The 20,221-nt window shown below is 47.6% G+C and carries 14 protein-coding genes and 1 tRNA gene; 13 read left to right on the top strand and 2 right to left on the bottom strand.

Annotated elements, in window-relative coordinates:
- Positions 1-34 precede the first annotated feature (34 nt).
- From BGO59_RS30745 to BGO59_RS30730, 4 genes are all read left to right on the top strand, one after another.
- The gene (locus tag BGO59_RS30745; RefSeq protein WP_293690637.1) at positions 35-2,563 is read left to right on the top strand and encodes a serine hydrolase; all 2,529 of its coding nucleotides are present in this window, start codon (positions 35-37) and stop codon (positions 2,561-2,563) included.
- 169 nt (positions 2,564-2,732) lie between these two features.
- Positions 2,733-3,767: a DNA polymerase III subunit delta gene (gene holA, locus BGO59_RS30740; RefSeq protein ID WP_293690635.1), complete on the top strand. Its 1,035-nt coding sequence runs from the start codon at positions 2,733-2,735 to the stop codon at positions 3,765-3,767.
- A 261-nt stretch (positions 3,768-4,028) separates the two neighbouring features.
- Entirely contained in the window at positions 4,029-6,425 is a 2,397-nt protein-coding gene (locus BGO59_RS30735) for a TonB-dependent receptor (RefSeq protein ID WP_293690634.1), read from the top strand.
- 43 nt (positions 6,426-6,468) lie between these two features.
- On the top strand, positions 6,469-7,026 hold the full coding sequence (locus tag BGO59_RS30730; RefSeq protein WP_293690633.1) for a hypothetical protein: 558 nt from the start codon (positions 6,469-6,471) through the stop codon (positions 7,024-7,026).
- Between the two features lie 72 nt (positions 7,027-7,098).
- Here BGO59_RS30730 and BGO59_RS30725 read toward each other — a convergent pair whose 3' ends face one another.
- Together BGO59_RS30725 and BGO59_RS30720 are read right to left on the bottom strand one after the other, a co-directional pair.
- Positions 7,099-8,400: a HAMP domain-containing sensor histidine kinase gene (locus BGO59_RS30725; RefSeq protein WP_293690631.1), complete on the bottom strand. Its 1,302-nt coding sequence runs from the start codon at positions 8,398-8,400 to the stop codon at positions 7,099-7,101.
- Positions 8,401-9,486: 1,086 nt separating this feature from the next.
- A tRNA-Met gene (locus tag BGO59_RS30720) sits at positions 9,487-9,560 on the bottom strand.
- A gap of 114 nt (positions 9,561-9,674) precedes the next feature.
- Between BGO59_RS30720 and BGO59_RS30715 the strand changes: the two genes are divergently transcribed.
- The 9 genes from BGO59_RS30715 to BGO59_RS30675 all read left to right on the top strand — a co-directional run bounded on the left by BGO59_RS30715 (position 9,675) and on the right by BGO59_RS30675 (position 20,173).
- A complete protein-coding gene (locus BGO59_RS30715; protein WP_080056573.1) occupies positions 9,675-10,067 on the top strand; it encodes an START-like domain-containing protein in 393 nt (130 codons plus the stop codon).
- 105 nt (positions 10,068-10,172) lie between these two features.
- The gene (locus BGO59_RS30710; RefSeq protein ID WP_293690628.1) at positions 10,173-11,687 is read left to right on the top strand and encodes an LptF/LptG family permease; all 1,515 of its coding nucleotides are present in this window, start codon (positions 10,173-10,175) and stop codon (positions 11,685-11,687) included.
- A 116-nt stretch (positions 11,688-11,803) separates the two neighbouring features.
- Positions 11,804-12,079, top strand: a complete 276-nt coding sequence (gene rpsO, locus BGO59_RS30705) for a 30S ribosomal protein S15 (RefSeq protein ID WP_080056571.1) — start codon at positions 11,804-11,806, stop codon at positions 12,077-12,079.
- Between the two features lie 175 nt (positions 12,080-12,254).
- The gene (pnp, locus tag BGO59_RS30700; RefSeq protein ID WP_293690626.1) at positions 12,255-14,381 is read left to right on the top strand and encodes a polyribonucleotide nucleotidyltransferase; all 2,127 of its coding nucleotides are present in this window, start codon (positions 12,255-12,257) and stop codon (positions 14,379-14,381) included.
- Positions 14,382-14,456: 75 nt separating this feature from the next.
- Positions 14,457-15,320, top strand: a complete 864-nt coding sequence (locus tag BGO59_RS30695) for a sigma-70 family RNA polymerase sigma factor (RefSeq protein ID WP_009282104.1) — start codon at positions 14,457-14,459, stop codon at positions 15,318-15,320.
- Between the two features lie 1,448 nt (positions 15,321-16,768).
- Entirely contained in the window at positions 16,769-17,251 is a 483-nt protein-coding gene (locus BGO59_RS30690) for a hypothetical protein (RefSeq protein WP_293690601.1), read from the top strand.
- Between the two features lie 258 nt (positions 17,252-17,509).
- The gene (locus BGO59_RS30685; protein WP_293690599.1) at positions 17,510-18,136 is read left to right on the top strand and encodes a helix-turn-helix domain-containing protein; all 627 of its coding nucleotides are present in this window, start codon (positions 17,510-17,512) and stop codon (positions 18,134-18,136) included.
- A 49-nt stretch (positions 18,137-18,185) separates the two neighbouring features.
- Positions 18,186-19,103, top strand: a complete 918-nt coding sequence (hemF, locus tag BGO59_RS30680; protein WP_293690597.1) for an oxygen-dependent coproporphyrinogen oxidase — start codon at positions 18,186-18,188, stop codon at positions 19,101-19,103.
- Positions 19,104-19,270: 167 nt separating this feature from the next.
- Entirely contained in the window at positions 19,271-20,173 is a 903-nt protein-coding gene (locus BGO59_RS30675; RefSeq protein ID WP_293690595.1) for a methyltransferase domain-containing protein, read from the top strand.
- Positions 20,174-20,221 lie beyond the last annotated feature (48 nt).

Raw genomic sequence — 20,221 nt, 5'->3', positions numbered from 1 at the left:
GATTATATTGGCCTACTTCTTTGTTAAATAACTTATGCGTACGTTCTACCGTTTCTGCCTACTCGCCCAGATTTTTCTTGTATCCATCCCCAGCCTTGCCCAAAAGACAACTTCGCAAATAAGCAACCGATTAAAAACACTCGATTCTGCTTTAACTAAACTCCATGAGCGGGCCATGTTCAATGGGGTGGTCCTGGTAGCGGAACAGGGTAAAATTCGTTACAAAAAGGCGCTGGGTGTGGCCAATAGCGAAACATCTGAACCACTGACGACCAGTTCGGCTTTTAACCTGGCTTCTGTGTCGAAGCAGTTTATTGCCATGATGATCATGCAGTTGCAGGAGCGGGGAAAGCTGATGTACGATGAAAGTGTCCAGACCTATCTGCCCGATTTTCCGTACTCAGGCATTTCGGTCCGGGATTTGTTGAACCATACATCCGGATTACCCGAATACTTCGATCTGGCGCAAAAATACCTGGGTCCACTCGATACGCTGACCAACGACGGGCTGGTTCAGTTACTGCATCACTACCAACCCCCATTGCTTTTTCAACCCGGCGACCGCTGGGAATACTGCAATACAGGCTATGTGCTGCTGGGAGCCATCGTTACCAAAGTGAGTGGAATGCCCATCGAAAACTTTTTCAACCAGGCTATTGTCCGGCCACTCAAGCTCAAGAATACGTACATCTATTACCACAAAAGCAGTACCGTTCCCCACAATCGGGTGTACGGATTTCGGCGGGAGAATGGCAGAAATGTGCCAGACGATTTGATCCGGTTGGATGGAGTCGTGGGCGATGGGAACGTGTATTCGTCGGCGGAGGACCTGCTCGTCTGGAGTCAGGCACTGTACACCGAAAAACTCGTCAAAGCCAGTACCTTACAGGAGGCCTTTACGCCCGTTAAACTGAATGATGGCACCGCGTACCCCTATGGGTTTGGCTGGATGATCGAAGACAATGGCAAGGTGTTGATGCATACGGGCGGCTGGGTCGGTTTTCGGACATTGATCCTGCGCTATATTGATAAAAAACAAACATTGATTGTGCTGACAAACGGGTCCAATGCGGCTGGCCGTATTGCCCGTGAGATTCTGGAAGGGAAACCTGTTCAGTTGCCGCAAACGCAGCTTATTTCGAACATTCGGCTGATTGATGGTACGGGAACAGCCAGTCGGAATGCGGCTGTCCGGATGCGGGGCGACCGAATCTGGGAAGTGGGGGAGTTAACAGCATTTCCGAACGAATCCGTGACTGATGGGCGTGGGCTGGTATTGGCTCCGGGCTTTATCGACAGTCATAGCCACCACGATGTCAGTACGAGACCCGATGCCATCCCAGCGTTGAATCAGGGTATTACAACCATTGTAATCGGTCAGGATGGCGGTGGCTACTGGATGGATACCTTACAGAGCCGTATGCAACGGCAGCCATCCGCCATCAATGTAGCGAGTTACACGGGGCACGCCCTGTTACGACAGAAAAGTATGGGTGTCAATGGTCTCTACAGAACTGCCAAACCCGATGAGGTTGACTGGATGAAAGCGTTGCTGCAGACCGAAATGAGTAAAGGATCGCTGGGCTTATCGACCGGGCTGGAATACGAAGCTGCGTTTTTTTCGAATCGGGACGAAGTGGTTCAACTGGCGCAGGTCGCAGCGGATTCCGGTGGGCGGTATATCAGTCATATCCGTAGTGAAGATGCGATGATGGACGATGCCGTAGATGAGATCATCGAGATTGGGCGGGCTACAAAAATGCCGGTTCAGATTTCGCACCTGAAAATTGCCCTTCGGAACAACTGGGGCCAATCGACGCGCCTACTGGCTCAACTCGAACGGGCCCGTTCAGAAGGCATCAATATTACCGCCGATTGTTATCCATACGAGTACTGGATGTCGACCTTGCGGGTCTTATTCCCAAAACGGGATTATACCAACCTGGCGAGCGCTGAATTTGCCGTCAATCAATTATTCGACCCCTCGCAGTCGGTGCTGGTTCGGTTTGCTGCAAACCCAACATATGCTGGGAAAACCGTTGGCGAAGTAGCCCAGATGCGGCAGCAAAGCTCCGCTCAAACCCTGATGGGACTTGTGGCGGAAGCAGCCGCATTTTCGGAGAAAAATCCGGAAGCTGGCGGTATAGAAGGCATTATGGGTAAGTCGATGGATGATGTCGATGTGAAACGCTTTCTGGTCTGGCCGCATACCAATATCTGTTCCGACGGCGCCAATGATGGGCATCCACGCGGGTACGGAGCGTTTACCCGAGTGCTGGGTCGGTATGTACGTGAACTGAAACTAATGCCGATCGAAACGGCCATTCAGAAAATGACCAGCCTGACCGCCGAACATCTGGGGCTGAAAAATCGGGGTGTGATTGCGCCGGGCTATTATGCCGATCTGGTTTTACTTAACCCCGACACCGTGCAGGATAACGCCCGTATTGGCGACAATAAAGCCCTGTCGACCGGAATCGAAGCCGTTTGGGTAGCTGGTCAACTGGTCTATAAAGGTCAGAAAAGTACCGGGGTTTATCCGGGTGTACTGATTCGTCGGTGAGAGGTTCCAAGAAAGACTGTTGGTTATCAATAGAGATTAGGTGGCTGTAGTGATCATCCAATCAATACCTGAGGCAGGCGTATCGGATAGTGGCTTAAACCCTTACTTTTGTCAGATGGTCTGCTTCCAGTTGGGCGAGCACACCACGAACCATAACATTTAGTAAAGATTGATTGCTGCCGTTGATACCCTATTAAAAGACATCCGCAACAAGCGGATTGCCCCCGTTTACCTCATTCATGGCGACGAGCCGTATTATATTGATCGAATTGCCGACGAACTCGAAAAGGTAGCCGTTCCGGTTGCCGAGCGAGGTTTCAATCAGTTCGTGTTGTTTGGTAAAGATACCGATGTGGGAGCCGTGCTGAATTACGCCCGTCGGTATCCGTTTATGGCCGAGCGTCAGTTGGTGCTGGTGAAGGAAGCCCAGCAAATGGGAGGGTTGGGCGATAAGTCAGCACAAACCTTACTGGAAGACTATGCGCTTAATCCGTTGCCAAGTACCATTCTGATGGTATGTTATGTTAAAGAGGATGGTAAACCCGGCCTCGACGAGCGTAAGTCGTGGGTGAAAGCCTTCGGGACAAAAGGTAAGTTGTTGGGCGTAAAGAAATTATATGACAACAAAGTGCCCGATTGGGTGGGTGAGTACTGTCGTGAACAGGGGGCTAAAATAAGCCCTAAAGCCTGTCAACTCCTGGCTGATCATATCGGTAACGACCTGAAACGGCTGGCAGGTGAGATCGACAAAATGATGATCAACCTGCATGTAGGCGAAGAGATTTCGGCTGCCACTGTCGAACGGCTGGTCGGTATCAGCAAGGAATATAATGTCTTTGAACTTCAGAAAGCACTTGCCCAGCGCGATGTCGTAAAGGCCAACCAGATCGTTGACTATTTTGGACACAATCCGAAAGATAACCCCTTGGTCGTGATTCTGGCGCAGTTATTCGGCTATTTCAGTAAAGTATTGATGGTGCAGGCGTCCAAGGATCAGACGGATAAAGGGCTGGCCTCCCTGCTGGGTGTCAATCCATTTTTTGTGAAAGATTATCTGTCAGCGGCCCGAACCTTTCCCCTTGCTAAAGTGGCTTCCGTGATTAACGCCATCCGTCGGGCCGATGCGCAGAGCAAGGGCATTGACGCCCCAACGATGAGTGAACGGGATATTCTCCGGGAATTGGTATTCGATATTCTGCATTGAGCTCAGGGTAACGCGGGTGGAAACCCGCGCTTTGTAGATGTATATGGCGCGGGTTTCCACCCGCGTTACGTTTCAGCTAAAGCCGTCCCGATTTTCGGGGCGGCTTGACGTTTTTACAGGGGTATAAGCTAGTACTGGCGATTAAAATGGCTTGCCTGCGATTAAAAAATGAAGCTTTTAAGCCAAGTTGTTTTTTAATTGCAACGTTGTTGCATAAATTGCAGCCGAATTAGGGAAGAGTATACAACCTGAATTGTGGGCATGCATCGTTGCTGGAAATTAAGTGTCGTACTGGTTGGACTTGCAGTGGGTAGTCATACGCTCTGGGCGCAAACCATTGCGTGTCAGGGGAGCGTTCAGGGTAAGATTCTGGCCAATGAGAACCAGCAACCCTTGGTAGGGGCCACCGTTTACGTACGGGAGTTAAAAACGGGGGCTACGACCGATACAACGGGCATTTTTCGCTTATCTGCGCTCTGTAAAGGGCAATACACGGTAGAATATCAATACATCGGTTATAAGTCGGTTAGTATGCCCATAGTGGTGAATACAGATTCAACGCTGATTCTCCAGCCCGTTCAGTTAGTTGCCGATAGCCGGACATTACAGGAGGTTGTTATCTCAGAACATCGTTCCGAAGCCCAGCAGTTACTCCAAACCCAGAGTAGTCTGTCGGGGGCGGCACTAGACCAAACACGGGGGCAATCACTGGGAGAGAGCCTGAAGACGCTGACGGGTTTGTATTCCATCCAGACAGGGCCGAGCATTTCCAAGCCGGTGATTCATGGCCTTTACAGCAACCGGATTATTATTCTGAATAATGGTATCCGGCAGGAAGATCAGCAGTGGGGGACAGAACATGCTCCACAGGTAGATCAATTTCTGGCTTCTCGACTAACGGTGATAAAAGGGGCTGCCAGTATTCGGTATGGGTCAGACGCGATCGGGGGTGTCATTCTGGTAGAACCCAAATCCATGCCTACCCGGCCGGGAGTGGCTGGAGAAATCAATCTAGTGGGAGCCACCAACGGCGGATTGGGGGTAGTATCGGGCCTGATAGAAGGGGCGTTTGCGAAAAAATTACCCGGCCTGAGCTGGCGGTTACAGGGAACGCTTAAACGATCGGGTTATGTCCGTACGCCAAATTATTACCTGGAGAATACAAGCTATCATGAAACTAATTTCTCTGGCGATTTGCACTACGATCACCGCCGATGGGGTACGGAAGTGTTTTACAGCCAGTTTGATACGAAAATAGGATTGTTTACGGGGGCGCAGGTGAGTAGCCTGGCCGATCTGTATGCCGCTATTCAGCGACCCGAACCTTTGGTAAAACCGGGGTTTTCGTACGACCTGAGTCGACCTTATCAGGATGTGCAGCACGATTTGCTGAAAGTTCGATCGTACTGGCATACGGGTCGGGGAGGGGAGCTTACAGCAACCTATGCCTGGCAGCAAAATCAACGTCGTGAATACGATTATGTGTCGTTCAGTGGGGCGCTCACCCCGGAGCTATACCTTAAACTGGTATCGCAATCAGTCGATCTGGTTTGGGAGCAGGCACCTGTCAAGTCCAAAGCGGGGGGGCAGTGGTCGGGAAGTATAGGCTTCAATGGGCTAACCCAGGGTAATATACGCCAGTACCTATTTCTGATTCCCAACTTCCGGAACTATGGAGCGGGCCTGTTTGCCATTGAGCGGTATGCCGTTGGAAATTGGACACTCGAAGCAGGGCTACGGTATGATTATCGGTGGCTGCGGGCTTATTTCCTGGATGACGCCACTAAGCGAACGTATGCTGAAACCCACAATTGGCAAAATGTGAACGGTTCGCTGGGACTTGCCTGCGAGCTTCGTTCGGATCTTACAGTGACGGCTAACTTGAGTACCGCCTGGCGGGCTCCTAATGTAGCCGATCTGTACTCGAATGGGCTGCACCAGAGTGCCGTGGCGTATGAACGGGGAAACCCAAATCTTCGGCCCGAACAAGCCCTGAACGGAAATCTGGTACTGGCCTACGCTGGTAAGCGGCTGAGCGGAGAGGTTGGTGTGTATAATAACCTCATTAACAACTACATCTACCTGAAGCCAGATTCAGTACCCATTATTCGGCAGCGCGGAGCCTTTCCTGCCTATACCTATACACAGGTAAGGGCCACATTCCGTGGACTGGATGCTTCACTAACTTATAAGCTAACTGATCGATTAGCGCTGACAACAAAAAATTCGCTCCTCTTTGCCTACAACCAGACGGAGCATGCCTACCTCGTGTTTATCCCGCCCAATCGGTCGGATAATAGCCTGCGCTATGAGTGGCCTAAATGGGGTAGTCTCTCGAATTTATACCTGTCTTTGAGTGGGTTATACGTTGCCCGTCAAAACCGGGCGCCCGCAGTAACGACCCGACAGGAAAACGGACAGATCATTTTTACCGGCGATTTTGCTGCACCGCCACCGGCCTATTTTCTGGTTGGTGCCGAACTGGGGTTTGCTGCCCAGGTTGGCCAGCAGACAATGACTGTAAGCCTGAGTGGGACGAACCTGGCCAATGTGGCTTATCGGGACTACCTGAATCGGTTTCGGTATTTCGCTGACGAACCTGGCCGATCGATCATGATCAGGATCAAACTACCCCTGACAAGTAGTAAAGGGGAGTGAATGCAGAATACAACCTATCTATAATTAATAAATTCTCTAAGTTATGAACCGAGTGAACACCCTGCTGCTTAGTGTTGTCAGCTTCCTAGTGCTGGTAACGAGTTGTAACAATGGCGAACAAAATGTAGCCCCAACTGATGATAACGAAGCGATTACCACGGCTACTCTGACCCTGACCAACAAAGCTAACTCAAATGACGTAGTAACGGCTACGGTCGAGAACCTGAACACGACGGCTGATTTTAGTAAGGCAACGCTGAACCTTAAAGCTAATACCATCTATACGGGGGTAATTTCTTTACTGGATAAAACCAAAACTCCCGCATTGGATGCTACCACCGAAATCAAAGAGAAAGCCAACGAGCACCTGTTCGTCTATACGCCAACTCCCGCCAGCCTGTTAACCATTACACTAACCGATAAAGATACGAATCCGGCACCGGGTCCTTATCCCATTGGTCTGACTACTGAGATCAAAACCGGATCGGCTGGATCTGGTAAGCTCAAGGTCGTATTACGCCACCAGCCCAACGCAAAAAACGGTCAGGCAACACCCGGTACGTCCGATCTGGATACCGATTTTACAGTCGTTGTGCAGTAGATCGTTACCACTAAACAGGCCCCTTTTCGAAACAAGTTCAATCCGATAATGGGCCTGTTTAGTAGTAACGATTTACTGGTTATTAGGATAATGCATCGGAAAAATAATTCGGAAGATTGTGCCCACAGACGGTCTGGTTTCAATGTCCATAGTAGCGTGCAATAGCTCGCAAAGGCGTTTGACGATTATGAGGCCAATGCCTTCTCCTTTGGATTGTGTTGGGAGGTGTGTGACCTGTTCTTCTCGTGTTTTGTCGCCAGAGGGATCGTTAGGTGACGGACGCTGAAATACGGCTGTAGAGTCGGCTGTTGGCAGGAGAAACTGACCCAGTTCCTTAACAACATCGGGTGGCAATCCAGGGCCGGTGTCCTGAACGCTTATCACCCAACGAAAATTGCCCTCTCTGCTCCAGCTAAGGGTAATTAATCCGGTTGGCGTATGATTAAGGGCATTGATGAGCAAGTTATGAATGATACGCTGAACTTTGGTTTTATCGCCTTCAACTACTAGCGTATCAGGTCCTGCCCACTCCAGTTGTACCTGCTGCTGTTGCACAATAGGTTGCACACTTTGAGCAATCTGCCGGAGCAATTCCCCCGCATCGAATGAGTCTAACTGCATCGTTTCCTGACCGGCTTCCAAACGGGCCAGATCCATCAACTCGGTCAGTAACGTCGCTGCATTGTCTAGGTTTCGCTGCCACATACCTCGCCATTGCGCCTGTTCTTCTTCCGTTCCTGGCTGATCGAGAAGCCAGGCAGCATTGCGTATAAGACCGTAATAACTACGAAGGTCATGGGTAGCCGTTCGGAGTACTTCGCCCCGTTGCTGACTTAATTCATTGAGCGATGCTAGCGCCTGCTGGAGTTTGGCGGCACGCTGGGATGCTTCCTGCCGTTGTAATTCATCAAACTGTACCGTACTCCCCTGAATAACTTCCAGCATGAGCGTGTTGATATGCCCAAAAGCCTGTGTGAGAGCAATGGCGGCTATTGTTGAGGAAGTTGAGACGAAAAGTTCAAGCTCATGTACCAGAAGCTGGTGCAAATGAGCCAGTTCCTGTAGCAGTTCGGTAAGTGAATATCCTTTTTGCCAACGATGTAGTCCATGTTCTTTAGCCTTCTCAAAAGGCGACGATTCTTCAGGTCGACCGAGTAGTCGGCAATCCAGGGCATCGAGAATCAGAGGAATTTGATCGTTAAACTCATCGCGGGCCAGCGTGGCTGCTGTGGGTAATGCCAGTCGATCGTTTTCGATTCGCGTTCTCCAGGTGTTAAAGATAACTTCCCGTTTGGCGAGTAAGTAAGCCGCAATCGGGGCTAATGGAGACGGTTGGGGAGGATTGGTTTCCAGTGTATCGATTTGCTGCATCATACTAAACAAAAACAGGTACAGCTTTAAAGTTTAATAGGTACTCTATAAGCCATACGTTATTAACTGTAATAGCGAAACCGACTAGCAAAAAGAAAGTTTAATCCCAATATAAACTATTAGTAACAACTACGCTTATCCTGTAGTTAAGATACAAGATTTGCCCTGCTGGCAAGCTTAACGATGAATTGTTGCAAATAAACCGGCTGCTGCTGAGTAATTGTGTGCGATTTTAATACGAATCACGTCGCCTTCATTAAAAGTCAGCATATCCATTATTTGTACAGTAGCATTCGATGTCGAGATTGAATTGTTCTGAATACGCATCCGAATCACCTCTCCATTTTTTACTAAGTATATGGTTAGGAAGTAGTTAATCGTTGTTGGGGAGGACGATGAAGAGGAGGTGAAAGACGACGATACTGACGTAGCGGGGATAGGGTAAGAATCATATACCGACGAAAAAACCTGCGGATGGATAACCAATCCTAATGAGTCTGGAATTCAGTCTGAAAAACCGAATAATAAACAAAATAATCCTGACGGTATTTGCCTGTCAAATGTAAGTATCTTGTTACAACCTTCAGGCGAAAGTCTGGGTTGAACTAGGCGTCGACTAATTTCGATTCCTAATAGTGTGGATAGAATCGGAAAAGCCTGGGCTACTAGTTCAGGCCTTTTTTGTGAATAGGCCGATTAATCAATAGGTTAATAAACTATAGAAATCTAACTAATATGGTACTGTTATTGACAGATGGATAAATGCTTTCTGCCTTCCCTCTATCCAACAAAAAGGCCTCTATTATTTGGAGCATAGATTGTACGTGAAATCATTAAACGTCGGCTTGACCCGAGTCGACGTTTTCTCTGTACAACAACACCTAAGTAATCGGATTAGGCCACACGCGGGCAGCGGGTATGGTGAAAAATTGGCTGTTCGGACGTTCAACTATGTTTAAACCACTTCTTATTGATTGTCATTACTTTAGTGAGCGATAGGTACGTTAATTCCATAGGCTAATCCGTTTTACGGTGATAAATGAAGAAGGCCTAACTAGTTATTTTACAACTAATTAGGCCTTCTGTAAGTAGCGGGGAGCAGGATCGAACTGCCGACCTTAGGGTTATGAATCCTACGCTCTAACCATCTGAGCTACCCCGCCGGATTTGATGCCACAAAAGTAGGGAAAAATTGACTTAATGCAAAAAAGGACGTTGACTTTCGAAAAAAAAATCGTTTACCTTTGCCAACGACCCCTTTTCTATGGTAAAAAATTATGGAGAAATATAAATTCGTCGCCGAGTATGAACTCCGGGCCTCCCCCAAAATGCTGTTCCCTTATATTAGCACAGCATCTGGCCTGTCGCAGTGGTTTGCTACTAAAGTCAATACCATGCCTGAGCAGCGGTTCGATTTTCAATGGGATAACGAAAGTCATATAGCCAGGCAGGTGTCGATGCGGCAGAACAAGGGTGTGCGCTTCGAGTTTCTGGATACAGACGATGAAGGCTCCGATAATAATTATGTAGATTTCCGGGTGGACCAGAGCGAACTGACTCAATCGACATTTTTACGCATTACCGATTACTCCAGTACAACCGATGAAGAAGAGTTGAAAGACCTTTGGGACGGCTTAATGGAGAAGCTCAGAGAAATTGTTGGGAGTTAAATTATGTTAATGAATAGTGGAAAATGAACTGCATGGGCGGCTCCGAATGTATGGTATGTATACGTCTAGTTGCTATCCATTATCCATTTTTCATTGTGCATTTGAATGAAAAAGGTTGATAAACTAATACTCGGCTCGTTTTGGGGGCCGTTTTTTTTGACCCTGGCCGTCGTCATCTTTATCTTTCTGATGCGGCTGCTGATGTTCTATATTGATGATTTCGTATCGAAAGACCTTGACCTGGCTACCTTTGGACGGCTGCTTTTCTACTTTGCGCTGCTGACAATTCCAACAGCATTGCCTTTAGCGGTGTTACTTTCGTCGCTGATGACATTTGGCAACTTGGGAGAGTTTTTTGAATTGACTGCCTTAAAAAGCGCCGGTATTTCGCTGACAAGAGCGATGCGCCCTTTGCTAATCGTGGCCATAGGTATTAGCATTTTTTCATTCTGGTTTAATAATTCGGTGTCGCCCTGGGCAAACTTGAAAGGTTATAGTCTGCTGTACGATATTAAAACAGCAAAAGCCGCTTTAAACCTTAAAGAAGGAATATTTTACAACGATCTTCCTGGCTATAGCATCAAAGTAGACCATAAGATTAAAGGAGCTAAGGATAGCCAAAATGGCGATTTGTTAAAAGGACTAGTTATTTATAAACATCCCATGAGTGGGCTGGAATCGGGCAACCGCGAGATTATTCTGGCTGATTCGGGACGTATGTATACAGATAAGGACCGTACTTACCTCGTTTTTGAACTGTTCAATGGCAACGATTATCAGGAGTATTCGGATAACAGCACTGTGAGTTACGCCAGTGGAGGATCGCTGGTGCGAGGGGGGCAATTCATGCGAAATGGCTTTAAGGATTATCGGCTGGTGATCAGCCTAGAGTCATTCGGAATAAAACGGACCGACGAAAACCAGTTCGAGTATCATGAGTACATGAAAAATCTTAAGGAACTGTCGGACCTGACCGATTCGCTACGCAAAGATTACACGAACACGAGTCTGAACGTCGCCAGTACATCCCGGCAGTATTACAGTTACCAGTTTAAGTCGGATGGGACGGTACACAAAAAAAAGGTGATGGATGGGAAATGGGTTGATTCCCTGCTAAGGAAATACCAGATTGCCCGGCCAGAGCTAGCACAGCTCGCCCTCAACTCAGCTCAGAATATTATGTCCTATGCGACATCTAATGTGACCTATTTGACTGAAAAAGAGAAGAATGTCTGGAAATATCAGTTGGAATCGCACCACAAATTCACGCAGTCGATTTCGATCTTCGTGATGTTTCTCATCGGCGCTTCGATGGGAGCCATAATTAAAAAAGGGGGATTTGGGGTGCCCGTCCTGATTGCCATCGTCTTCTTTATTTTCCTATATGTGTTAACCATTGCAGGTGATAAATATGCTAAAGATGGGCTTCTCTGGGTTCCTTTAGGTGCCTGGATGGCTAATATAGTGTTGTTTCCAATTGGATTATTGCTAATGCAGCGCGCTCGCCATGATTCACGCCTGTTCGATAAAGATGTGTATGTGATTGCCTGGGAAAAAATGAAACGAAAATGGGACACGTTTCGAAATCGGCAATCCGTAGCCGTAAGCAACCAGTCATAAATTGGATTATTCTGTACGTATTGTAGAAACAATTGGCTGGTGGCAACCGATTATAGAATTTTTTCGCTATCTTTGCCCCCGAATTCATAAATTTTTCATCATTTAGCTGTCTGAAGATGTATCTAACGACCGAAAAAAAGCAGGAGATTTTCTCCACCTCGGGTTATGCCAAAAGTGCAACGGACACCGGGTCGGCCGAATCCCAGATCGCGCTGTTCACGTATCGGATCAGTCATTTAACTGAGCACCTGAAAGTTCACAAGCACGATTATGGTACCCAACTGGGTCTTTTAAAATTAGTAGGTAAGCGCCGGCGGTTGCTGAATTACCTCCAGAAAAAAGACATCATGCGTTACCGGGCTATTCTGGCAGCGCTGGGATTACGGAAGTAGTCGCGCTCTGGTTAAAAAAAGGGAATCTGCTTATAGTAGATTCCCTCATTTTTGTTGTTTCTACATCAATAGAGTGAAATTTTTGGGAATTAAATAAAATAAATTGGGGATTAGCGTTAATACGATTAATCCCACGCGGTTTAAAGCTGTAGAGGACGTATTCAAAATCTGTTGTATGTTTCAAATTACCACGCAATCCGTTGCGCTGCCCGACGGGCGGGAAATTACCATCGAAACCGGCAAAATGGCTCGTCAGGCCGACGGAGCGGTGGTTGTCAGGCTGGGCGACACCATGCTGTTAGCCACAGTCGTATCGAGTAAAGAAGCCAAAGAAGGCGTTGATTTTCTGCCCTTATCTGTTGATTATCAGGAGAAATTTGCTTCAGCTGGACGAATTCCAGGAAGCTTTCAGCGTCGTGAAGGCCGGTTGAGCGATTACGAAATTCTGATCAGTCGTTTAGTCGACCGAGCTCTGCGGCCTATCTTCCCAGATAATTACCATGCCGATACCCAGGTGATTATCACCCTGATTTCGGCTGATCCTGAAGTACAGCCGGATGCGCTGGCAGCTTTAGCGGCTTCCTCTGCACTGGCCGTATCGGATATTCCGTTTAATGGCCCGATTTCGGAAGTGCGGGTCGCAAAAATTGACGGGAAGTATCAGATTAATCCGAAAACGGCTGATCTAAGCCGGGCTACGATTGATCTGATTGTGGCCGCTACGGAGAAAGATATTTGTATGGTGGAAGGCGAAATGAGCGAATGCTCTGAAGCCGAGGTCGTGGAAGCGTTGAAAGCCGCCCACGAAGCCATCAAAGTTCAGTGCCAGGCTCAGAAAGAACTGGAAGCCAAAGTTGGTAAAACCGTAAAACGGGAATATAACCACGAAACACACGACGAAGAGCTTCGGGTTGCTGTGCGTGCAGCAACGTATGATAAAATCTATGCAGTAGCTCGCCAGCAAAATCCAAGTAAGAAAGGTCGTTCGGAAGCATTCAAAGCCATTCGCGATGAATATATTGCTTCGTTCCCGGAAGAGTCTGAAGTTAACGTCAGCCTGATCAAAACCTATATCCATGACCTGGAATGGGAAGCCTCCCGCCGACTGGTACTGGATGAACGGGTTCGTCTGGATGGTCGGAAGCTGGACGAAATTCGTCCGATCTCGGCTGAAGCTGGTCTGTTACCTGGGCCACACGGTTCTGCACTCTTCACACGTGGTGAAACACAGTCGCTCACAACGGCTACGCTAGGTACCAAAACCGATGAGCAGATTGTTGATCAGCCACTGTTCCAGGGTTATGAGAAATTCCTGCTGCACTACAACTTCCCTGGTTTCTCAACGGGCGAAGTGAAACCAAACCGGGGTGCTGGCCGACGTGAAATCGGACATGGTAACCTGGCTCATCGCTCATTGAAAAAAGTATTGCCTCCCGACGAAGAAAATCCATACACCATCCGGGTCGTATCGGATATTCTGGAGTCGAATGGATCGTCGTCGATGGCAACAGTTTGCGCCGGTACGATGGCGTTGATGGATGCAGGGGTTAAAATCAAGGCACCTGTAGCTGGTATCGCTATGGGCCTGATCTCTGACGGTGAGAAATATGCCGTATTATCGGATATTCTTGGCGATGAAGACCATCTCGGCGATATGGACTTTAAAGTGACTGGTACCGAAAAAGGTATTGTCGCTTGTCAGATGGACCTGAAAGTTGACGGTCTGTCTTACGAAGTACTGGCTCAGGCGCTAGAGCAGGCACGTGCCGGACGGCTACATATTCTGGGTGAAATGAAGAAAGGCATCGCCGAAGTTCGCCCAGATCTCAAACCTCATGCACCACGCGCTATTGTCATCAAAATCGATACTAACCAGATCGGTGCGGTGATCGGGCCCGGCGGTAAAGTGGTTCAGGATATCCAGAAAGATTCGGGGGCCATTGTCAATATCGATGAGCACGACAACGCGGGCTGGGTCAGCATCTTTGCGACTAACAAAGAAAGCATGGACAAAGCCGTGTCGCGGGTGAAAGGAATTGTGGCTGTACCGGAAGTGGGCGAAACCTACGTAGGTAAAGTTAAAACCATTCAACCATTCGGTGCCTTTATTGAGTTCATGCCGGGCAAAGATGGCTTATTGCACATTTCAGAGATTAAGTGGGAACGGCTGGAGTCGATGGACGGTGTTTTGCAGGTAGGGGAAGAAGTAACGGTCAAATTAATTGACATTGATAAAAAAACGGGAAAATATCGGTTGTCGCGCAAGGTTTTACTGCCCAAGCCAGAGAACAAAAATGCGTAAGTCATTGTTACTTTTTTGTGTAATTCAACGTCAAAATAAAGCGTTATATAGTCGCTCTGCCGGGGAAAACAGAATATGAGACAGCTAAAAATTTCAAAACAGATTACCAATCGTGAAAGTCAGTCGCTAGACAAGTACTTGCAGGAGATTGGTAAGGTAGATCTACTCACACCAGACGAGGAAGTAACCCTGGCCCAAAAAATTCGGGAAGGAGATCAACTCTCGCTCGAACGATTGACGAAGGCGAACCTGCGCTTTGTGGTATCCGTAGCGAAACAGTATCAGAACCAGGGGCTTTCGCTGGGGGACTTGATTAACGAGGGGAATCTTGGTTTAATTAAAGCCGCCCAGCGTTTTGATGAAACCCGCGGATTTAAATTTATTTCGTATGCCGTTTGGTGGATTCGTCAGTCAATCCTACAGGCATTGGCCGAACAGTCACGGATCGTACGTTTGCCTCTGAACCGGGTTGGTTCACTCAACAAGATTTCGAAGACGTTCTCCGATCTGGAACAGAAGTTTGAACGTGAGCCTTCGCCCGAAGAGCTGGCCGCTGTGCTGGAAATCTCGGCCGCAGAAGTGGTTGACACGTTAAAAATTTCGGGTCGTCACGTATCGATGGATGCGCCGTTTGTGCAAGGTGAGGAAAATAGCCTGCTTGACGTACTGGAAAACGACGGTGAAGATAAGCCAGACTCCGGTCTGATCAATGATTCGCTTCGGAAAGAGGTACAGCGTGCCCTCTCGACACTGACACAACGGGAAGCTGATGTGATTACGTTGTATTTTGGGCTAAATGGCGAGCATGCTATGACGCTTGAAGAAATTGGTGAAAAGTTTAACCTGACCCGTGAGCGGGTTCGGCAAATAAAAGAAAAAGCCATTCGTCGGTTACGCCACACCTCACGGTCGAAGGCGTTGAAAACCTACCTGGGCTAAACTTCCTGTTTGCTTTGCAAAACGGCCTCTGCGAAAGCGGAGGTCGTTTTGTTTTAGGGTTTTTTGGCAATTATGAGTTGTTTACAAGAGGCAACTGGACGGTTTTGCCATTGCGTGTAATTCAACAATTTGAAAAAAGTCGGGCTCCAGGCAGTAAATCAACTGAGTCTGCATGACTGCTGGTGAGTACGCAAACACGCTGTGGACTTATAGCAGGGCAAGGTACTACTAGCTTTATCGTTGGATATTGGGAAAAAATAATCAGATATTGTCAAGTTAGTTTAGCGTAATACGCTCGATGAATACCGGAAAAGCCTTACTGGTAATGCATGTTGCCAAAGCCTGCCTGGTGTAATTCTTGTCTTAGAATGGCATTCATACTAACCAGTGACAAGCTGTCACGTGCAACCAGTAAAATGGCCTTTACAGTATCAAACCCGTACCTTAGGATGTGTTGACACTTAGGTAAAGTTAGCCAAGAGCTTCATCCTTTGGGGCTATTGCTAAAAGCTGTATCCTGCCGATGGTTGACGTACATCTGTTACCACTGAATCGGTTAGCGTATGAATCGCTTCTTTTCTCACTGGCCGATTTTATCTGTACGCCTTGGCTGACCCGTTGTTTATCTCATCTGAGTCTCCTGGAAACGCTCATTCCGGTCCGTGGGAATCTATGGGTTACAGGTTGGCTGCAGCAACTGGTGGCGCGCCCGTTACCGATTGGCACCTGCCGAATGGCTGTAGCGCCGATAGACGTATGGAAAACCAGTATAGGTTACTCAATAGCTTGATACTAAAGGCTTAATATGATAAGCAGAAATAGCAGGATAAAGTCGATCTTCAACAGGCTATCTTGTTGTCAGAAGTACGTCATGGACCAGCCTTCTGTAAGAGCCGAAATAGTACACCATCAGCTAAATGAGTGTGGCGACTCGCATGTAATCAAGGTCGTAACTTTGTTGTTTAGCGATTAGTGAGTTTGCTATCCCGATTTTTCAATCGGGATAGGTTAATCTTTTATTCTATGCTGACATACTTTTTGGTCAACACAGAAGATTGTATTCGTGGAACAATTGTTCGAAACGAATTATTTTAGGATAGATTGCCATTGATTCTACTGATTAGGTTTGATAAAATTGACGAATTGTAAGTCGAAAATGTTACGTTGATAGGTATAAATGAAGCCATGTGAGCGCATTAGGTTGGATAAATAGTAGGCTGTTTTAACGAGTGCAGATTAAAACTGATTCCTTCACTACATAGTCTATATTTACGAGTATACTTATTTTAATAATTAATTTTGATACCCTCTTTTTGAAGGTAGAGCGATTCGTCAAGTTGAGCTTTGGCGTTCGTATAAAAATTCTTCTGAAATGAATTTGGTTTTTTCGAAAGCAGACTCACTATATTTGCGAACGAACAATACGAAGACAATAAATAGATTATCGAATGAAAGCGAAACAAATTCGATTCTTCTCGCTCGACGAGAACAGCGAGGCTAAAAAAACAAAGAAAAAGAGTGCTGTTAAATCGGCACCGATTACGGGGTACATTTCACCGGCCGGTAAGGTTGTTTTTCCAAATAAATCGGCTTCTCAATTAGGGATTGATACCGAGAATAATCGGTTCAAAGTGGGAACACAGGATGGAAAACGTAAAATCAAATCTCTTTTCCTGATACCAGATGCTGGTGAAGGCGAAGAAGCGTTTACTCTGGAAAAAGCAGCTAAAAGTTATAGCCTTTCCCTGCCTTTTATTCTTCAGAGAGGAGGTATCGATTATGGTGAAACAAAGTATTCATTCACGGTGAAACCCTTTGATTATGAAGACGGTGTGACTGGTTACGAATTGAAGCTGGCCAATCAAAGCCCTAAGCCAGAATACACTGGAAAACCTCGTGGACGGAAGCGTCAGAGTCCAGTTGCCGAATAAAATATCATGAAATTTTTCAGTTAGTTCCTGGTGCCTAGGGAGCAAACTATTTACTAAAAAAGCGGACAGTTCGTCCGCTTTTTTAGTAAATAGTTTGCTCAAAAATTGTTTACTGGGTAAAGTTTGATCTGGCAAAAAAAAGTAGCACAAACGATTTGTTTTTACTGGGTATTTGATTGACTATTGCAAGGACAGTTATGTATTAAGTTGACGCCTGTACCGGAGAAAGCAACCTGCTGGTCCGTGCGTTTTTGTGGTATGACTCGTAATGAACTTGATGGCCTTATTCGGCAGGGAGAACACAGCCGACTGGAATTCAAACGACAGCTCTCGTCGGCAGCCCGTATTGCCCGTACGCTGGCCGCGTTTGCGAATAGTGCAGGGGGGATAGTATTAATTGGTGTGGCAGACGATGGAAAAATAATTGGAGTCGCATCCGAATTTCGTGAAGTGGCCATTATCGAAGAAGCTACAGAGCAGCTCATTCAGCCAGCGCTGACTATTAGTTATAAAACCTTGGCTCCCGACGGACGTATCGTGCTGATCGTTACCATTTTGGAAAGCGATGAAAAGCCGCATTATGTAATTCAGGATAAAACAAAACGAACCATATACATACGGGCAAAAGATAAATCGGTTCCAACCAATAAATTGATTTATGGTTCAGAACCTGCTAATGCCGAATTACTCCAGTCGCCGACTGTTCGAACATTACACCAGTATTTGCGAAAGAACGACCATATAACGGCCGAACGTTTCGCTAAACTTGTGAATATTTCGGATTATCGGGCAGGTAAATTGCTTCGTCAATTGGCTGAACGAGGGTTTGTGTTACTCATCGATAAATCGAGACCGGTTCGGTATGTGCTAAAACTGGGCGAATAATTTAACCAACCTATTCACCTATACGTTGGTCTTTGCGAACTTTGCCAATATGATAACAGCTAATCCGATTACAAAAGAAACGATCACCTATTTCTTTATGGATCTTCAGGACCGCATTTGTCAAGCGCTGGAAGCGGCTGACGGGGCGGGCCGATTTCAGGAAGATGCCTGGGAACGACCTGGGGGGGGGGGAGGACGCTCGCGAGTTCTGAGTGATGGGTATGTGATTGAAAAGGGAGGTGTTGGTTTTTCGGCTGTACAGGGCGAAGCGACTGCCGCAACCCTGAAAACCCTTAATCTGACAGAGCCGGCCGATTTTTTTGCCACAGGAGTATCCATCGTCCTGCATCCTCGCAACCCGATGGTGCCCATCATCCATATGAACGTGCGGTATTTTGAGATGAGTACCGGCCAAAACTGGTTTGGTGGCGGTATCGACCTGACCCCACACTACGTGGTTGATGAGGATGCCCGCTGGTTTCATCATACCTTAAAAAAGGTTTGTGACCGACACGATCTTGCTTATTACGCTCAGTTTAAAACCTGGGCCGATACTTATTTTTACATCCCCCATCGGCAGGAAACTCGGGGTGTTGGCGGCATCTTCTTCGATTATCTGAAACCTTCCGACGAGGCCCATAAAGCCGCTTTGTTTGCCTTCGTTCAGGATGTGGGTAATATCTTTGCGCCAATTTATACGCATTTTATGGCGCAGAACCGGAGTATTCCCTTTGGTGAACGGGAGAAAAACTGGCAGTTGCTTCGTCGGGGGCGGTATGTTGAGTTTAATCTGGTCTGGGACCGGGGAACAAAATTTGGCCTGGAAACCAATGGGCGCACCGAATCGATTCTGATGAGTATGCCGCCCCAGGCCAATTGGGTTTATGATTATCAACCCGAGCCAGATAGCGCGGAACAGCAAACCCTAACTCGGCTGAAAAAAGACATTGACTGGGTTAACCGATAAATTGCACGGATACGCAACGGCTGAACAGGCATCTGCGTATAGGTGAAAAAGCTTTATTACATGGTTCGAAAATGCCGGTTCCGATGGGACCGGCGTTTTTTTGAACGCCGGTCCCATCGGTTTGGAAATAACCGTTCGGTGATCGCCGTTACCGCTCACTAAGTTTAATGAATACCGCTTATGATCAGCTGGTTAGCTTTACTCATCACGAAATGGATAAAGTTATGCAAACGGTCGAAGAAGGAATCCGAAATCAGCAGCGAGCATTATGGAATCAGTTTGCGCCAGGATGGAAAAAATGGGATGAGTTTACTATGCAGTTCCTCAAACCCATGGGCGATGCCATTGTCGACGCATTGGCGCTCAAGCCCACCGATACCGTACTCGACATTGCCACCGGAACCGGAGAGCCTGGGCTGACCATCGCATCGATCGTATCGAAAGGCAGGGTGATTGGTACGGATCTGGCGGAAGGAATGCTCATCACCGCCCAGGAGAAAGCGCAGGCGAGGGGGCTGTCGAATTATCAGACCCAGTGGGCCGATGTAAGTAACCTACCTTTTGATGACGCCAGTTTCGACGCTGTGAGTTGCCGGATGGGGTATATGTTTTTCCCGGATATGGTACTGGCTGCCCGCGAAATGGCGCGTGTACTCAAACCGGGCGGTCGCGTTGCTACCTCGGTATGGGGCGGCCCGGAGCAGAACCCTTGGATCAGTCTCCTGATGGGCATCATCAACCGGACACTACAACTACCAACTCCGCCTGTGGGGATGCCCGGTATGTTTCGCTGTGCAAAACCGGGGCTGATCGCGGGTTTTTTTGAGGATGCCGGCCTTAAGGAGGTCACGGAAACCCCCGTTGTCGGGGAGGTCATGTATCAGGATGTGGACGAATACTGGGGAAATAAAACCGAAATAGCCGCTCCGGTAGTCAATGCGCTCAAACAGGCCGACCCGGCCACCATCGCTCAGATCAAAGAAGAAGTATCAGCTCGTTTACGGGAGCAATATGGGGAGGGGCCCCTGGCTGTTCCGTTCGGCACGCTGATCATCCAGGGGACGAAATGAAAAGCCTGACGGTCTGCCACGATTTATCGACGGACTTGATCAGAAAGC

Origin of the sequence: Spirosoma sp. 48-14 (assembly GCF_001898575.1) — a bacterium.
Classification (GTDB): domain Bacteria; phylum Bacteroidota; class Bacteroidia; order Cytophagales; family Spirosomataceae; genus Spirosoma.
Note: the sequence above shows the minus strand (reverse complement) of the source record. Positions and strands in the feature narration are given on the sequence as shown.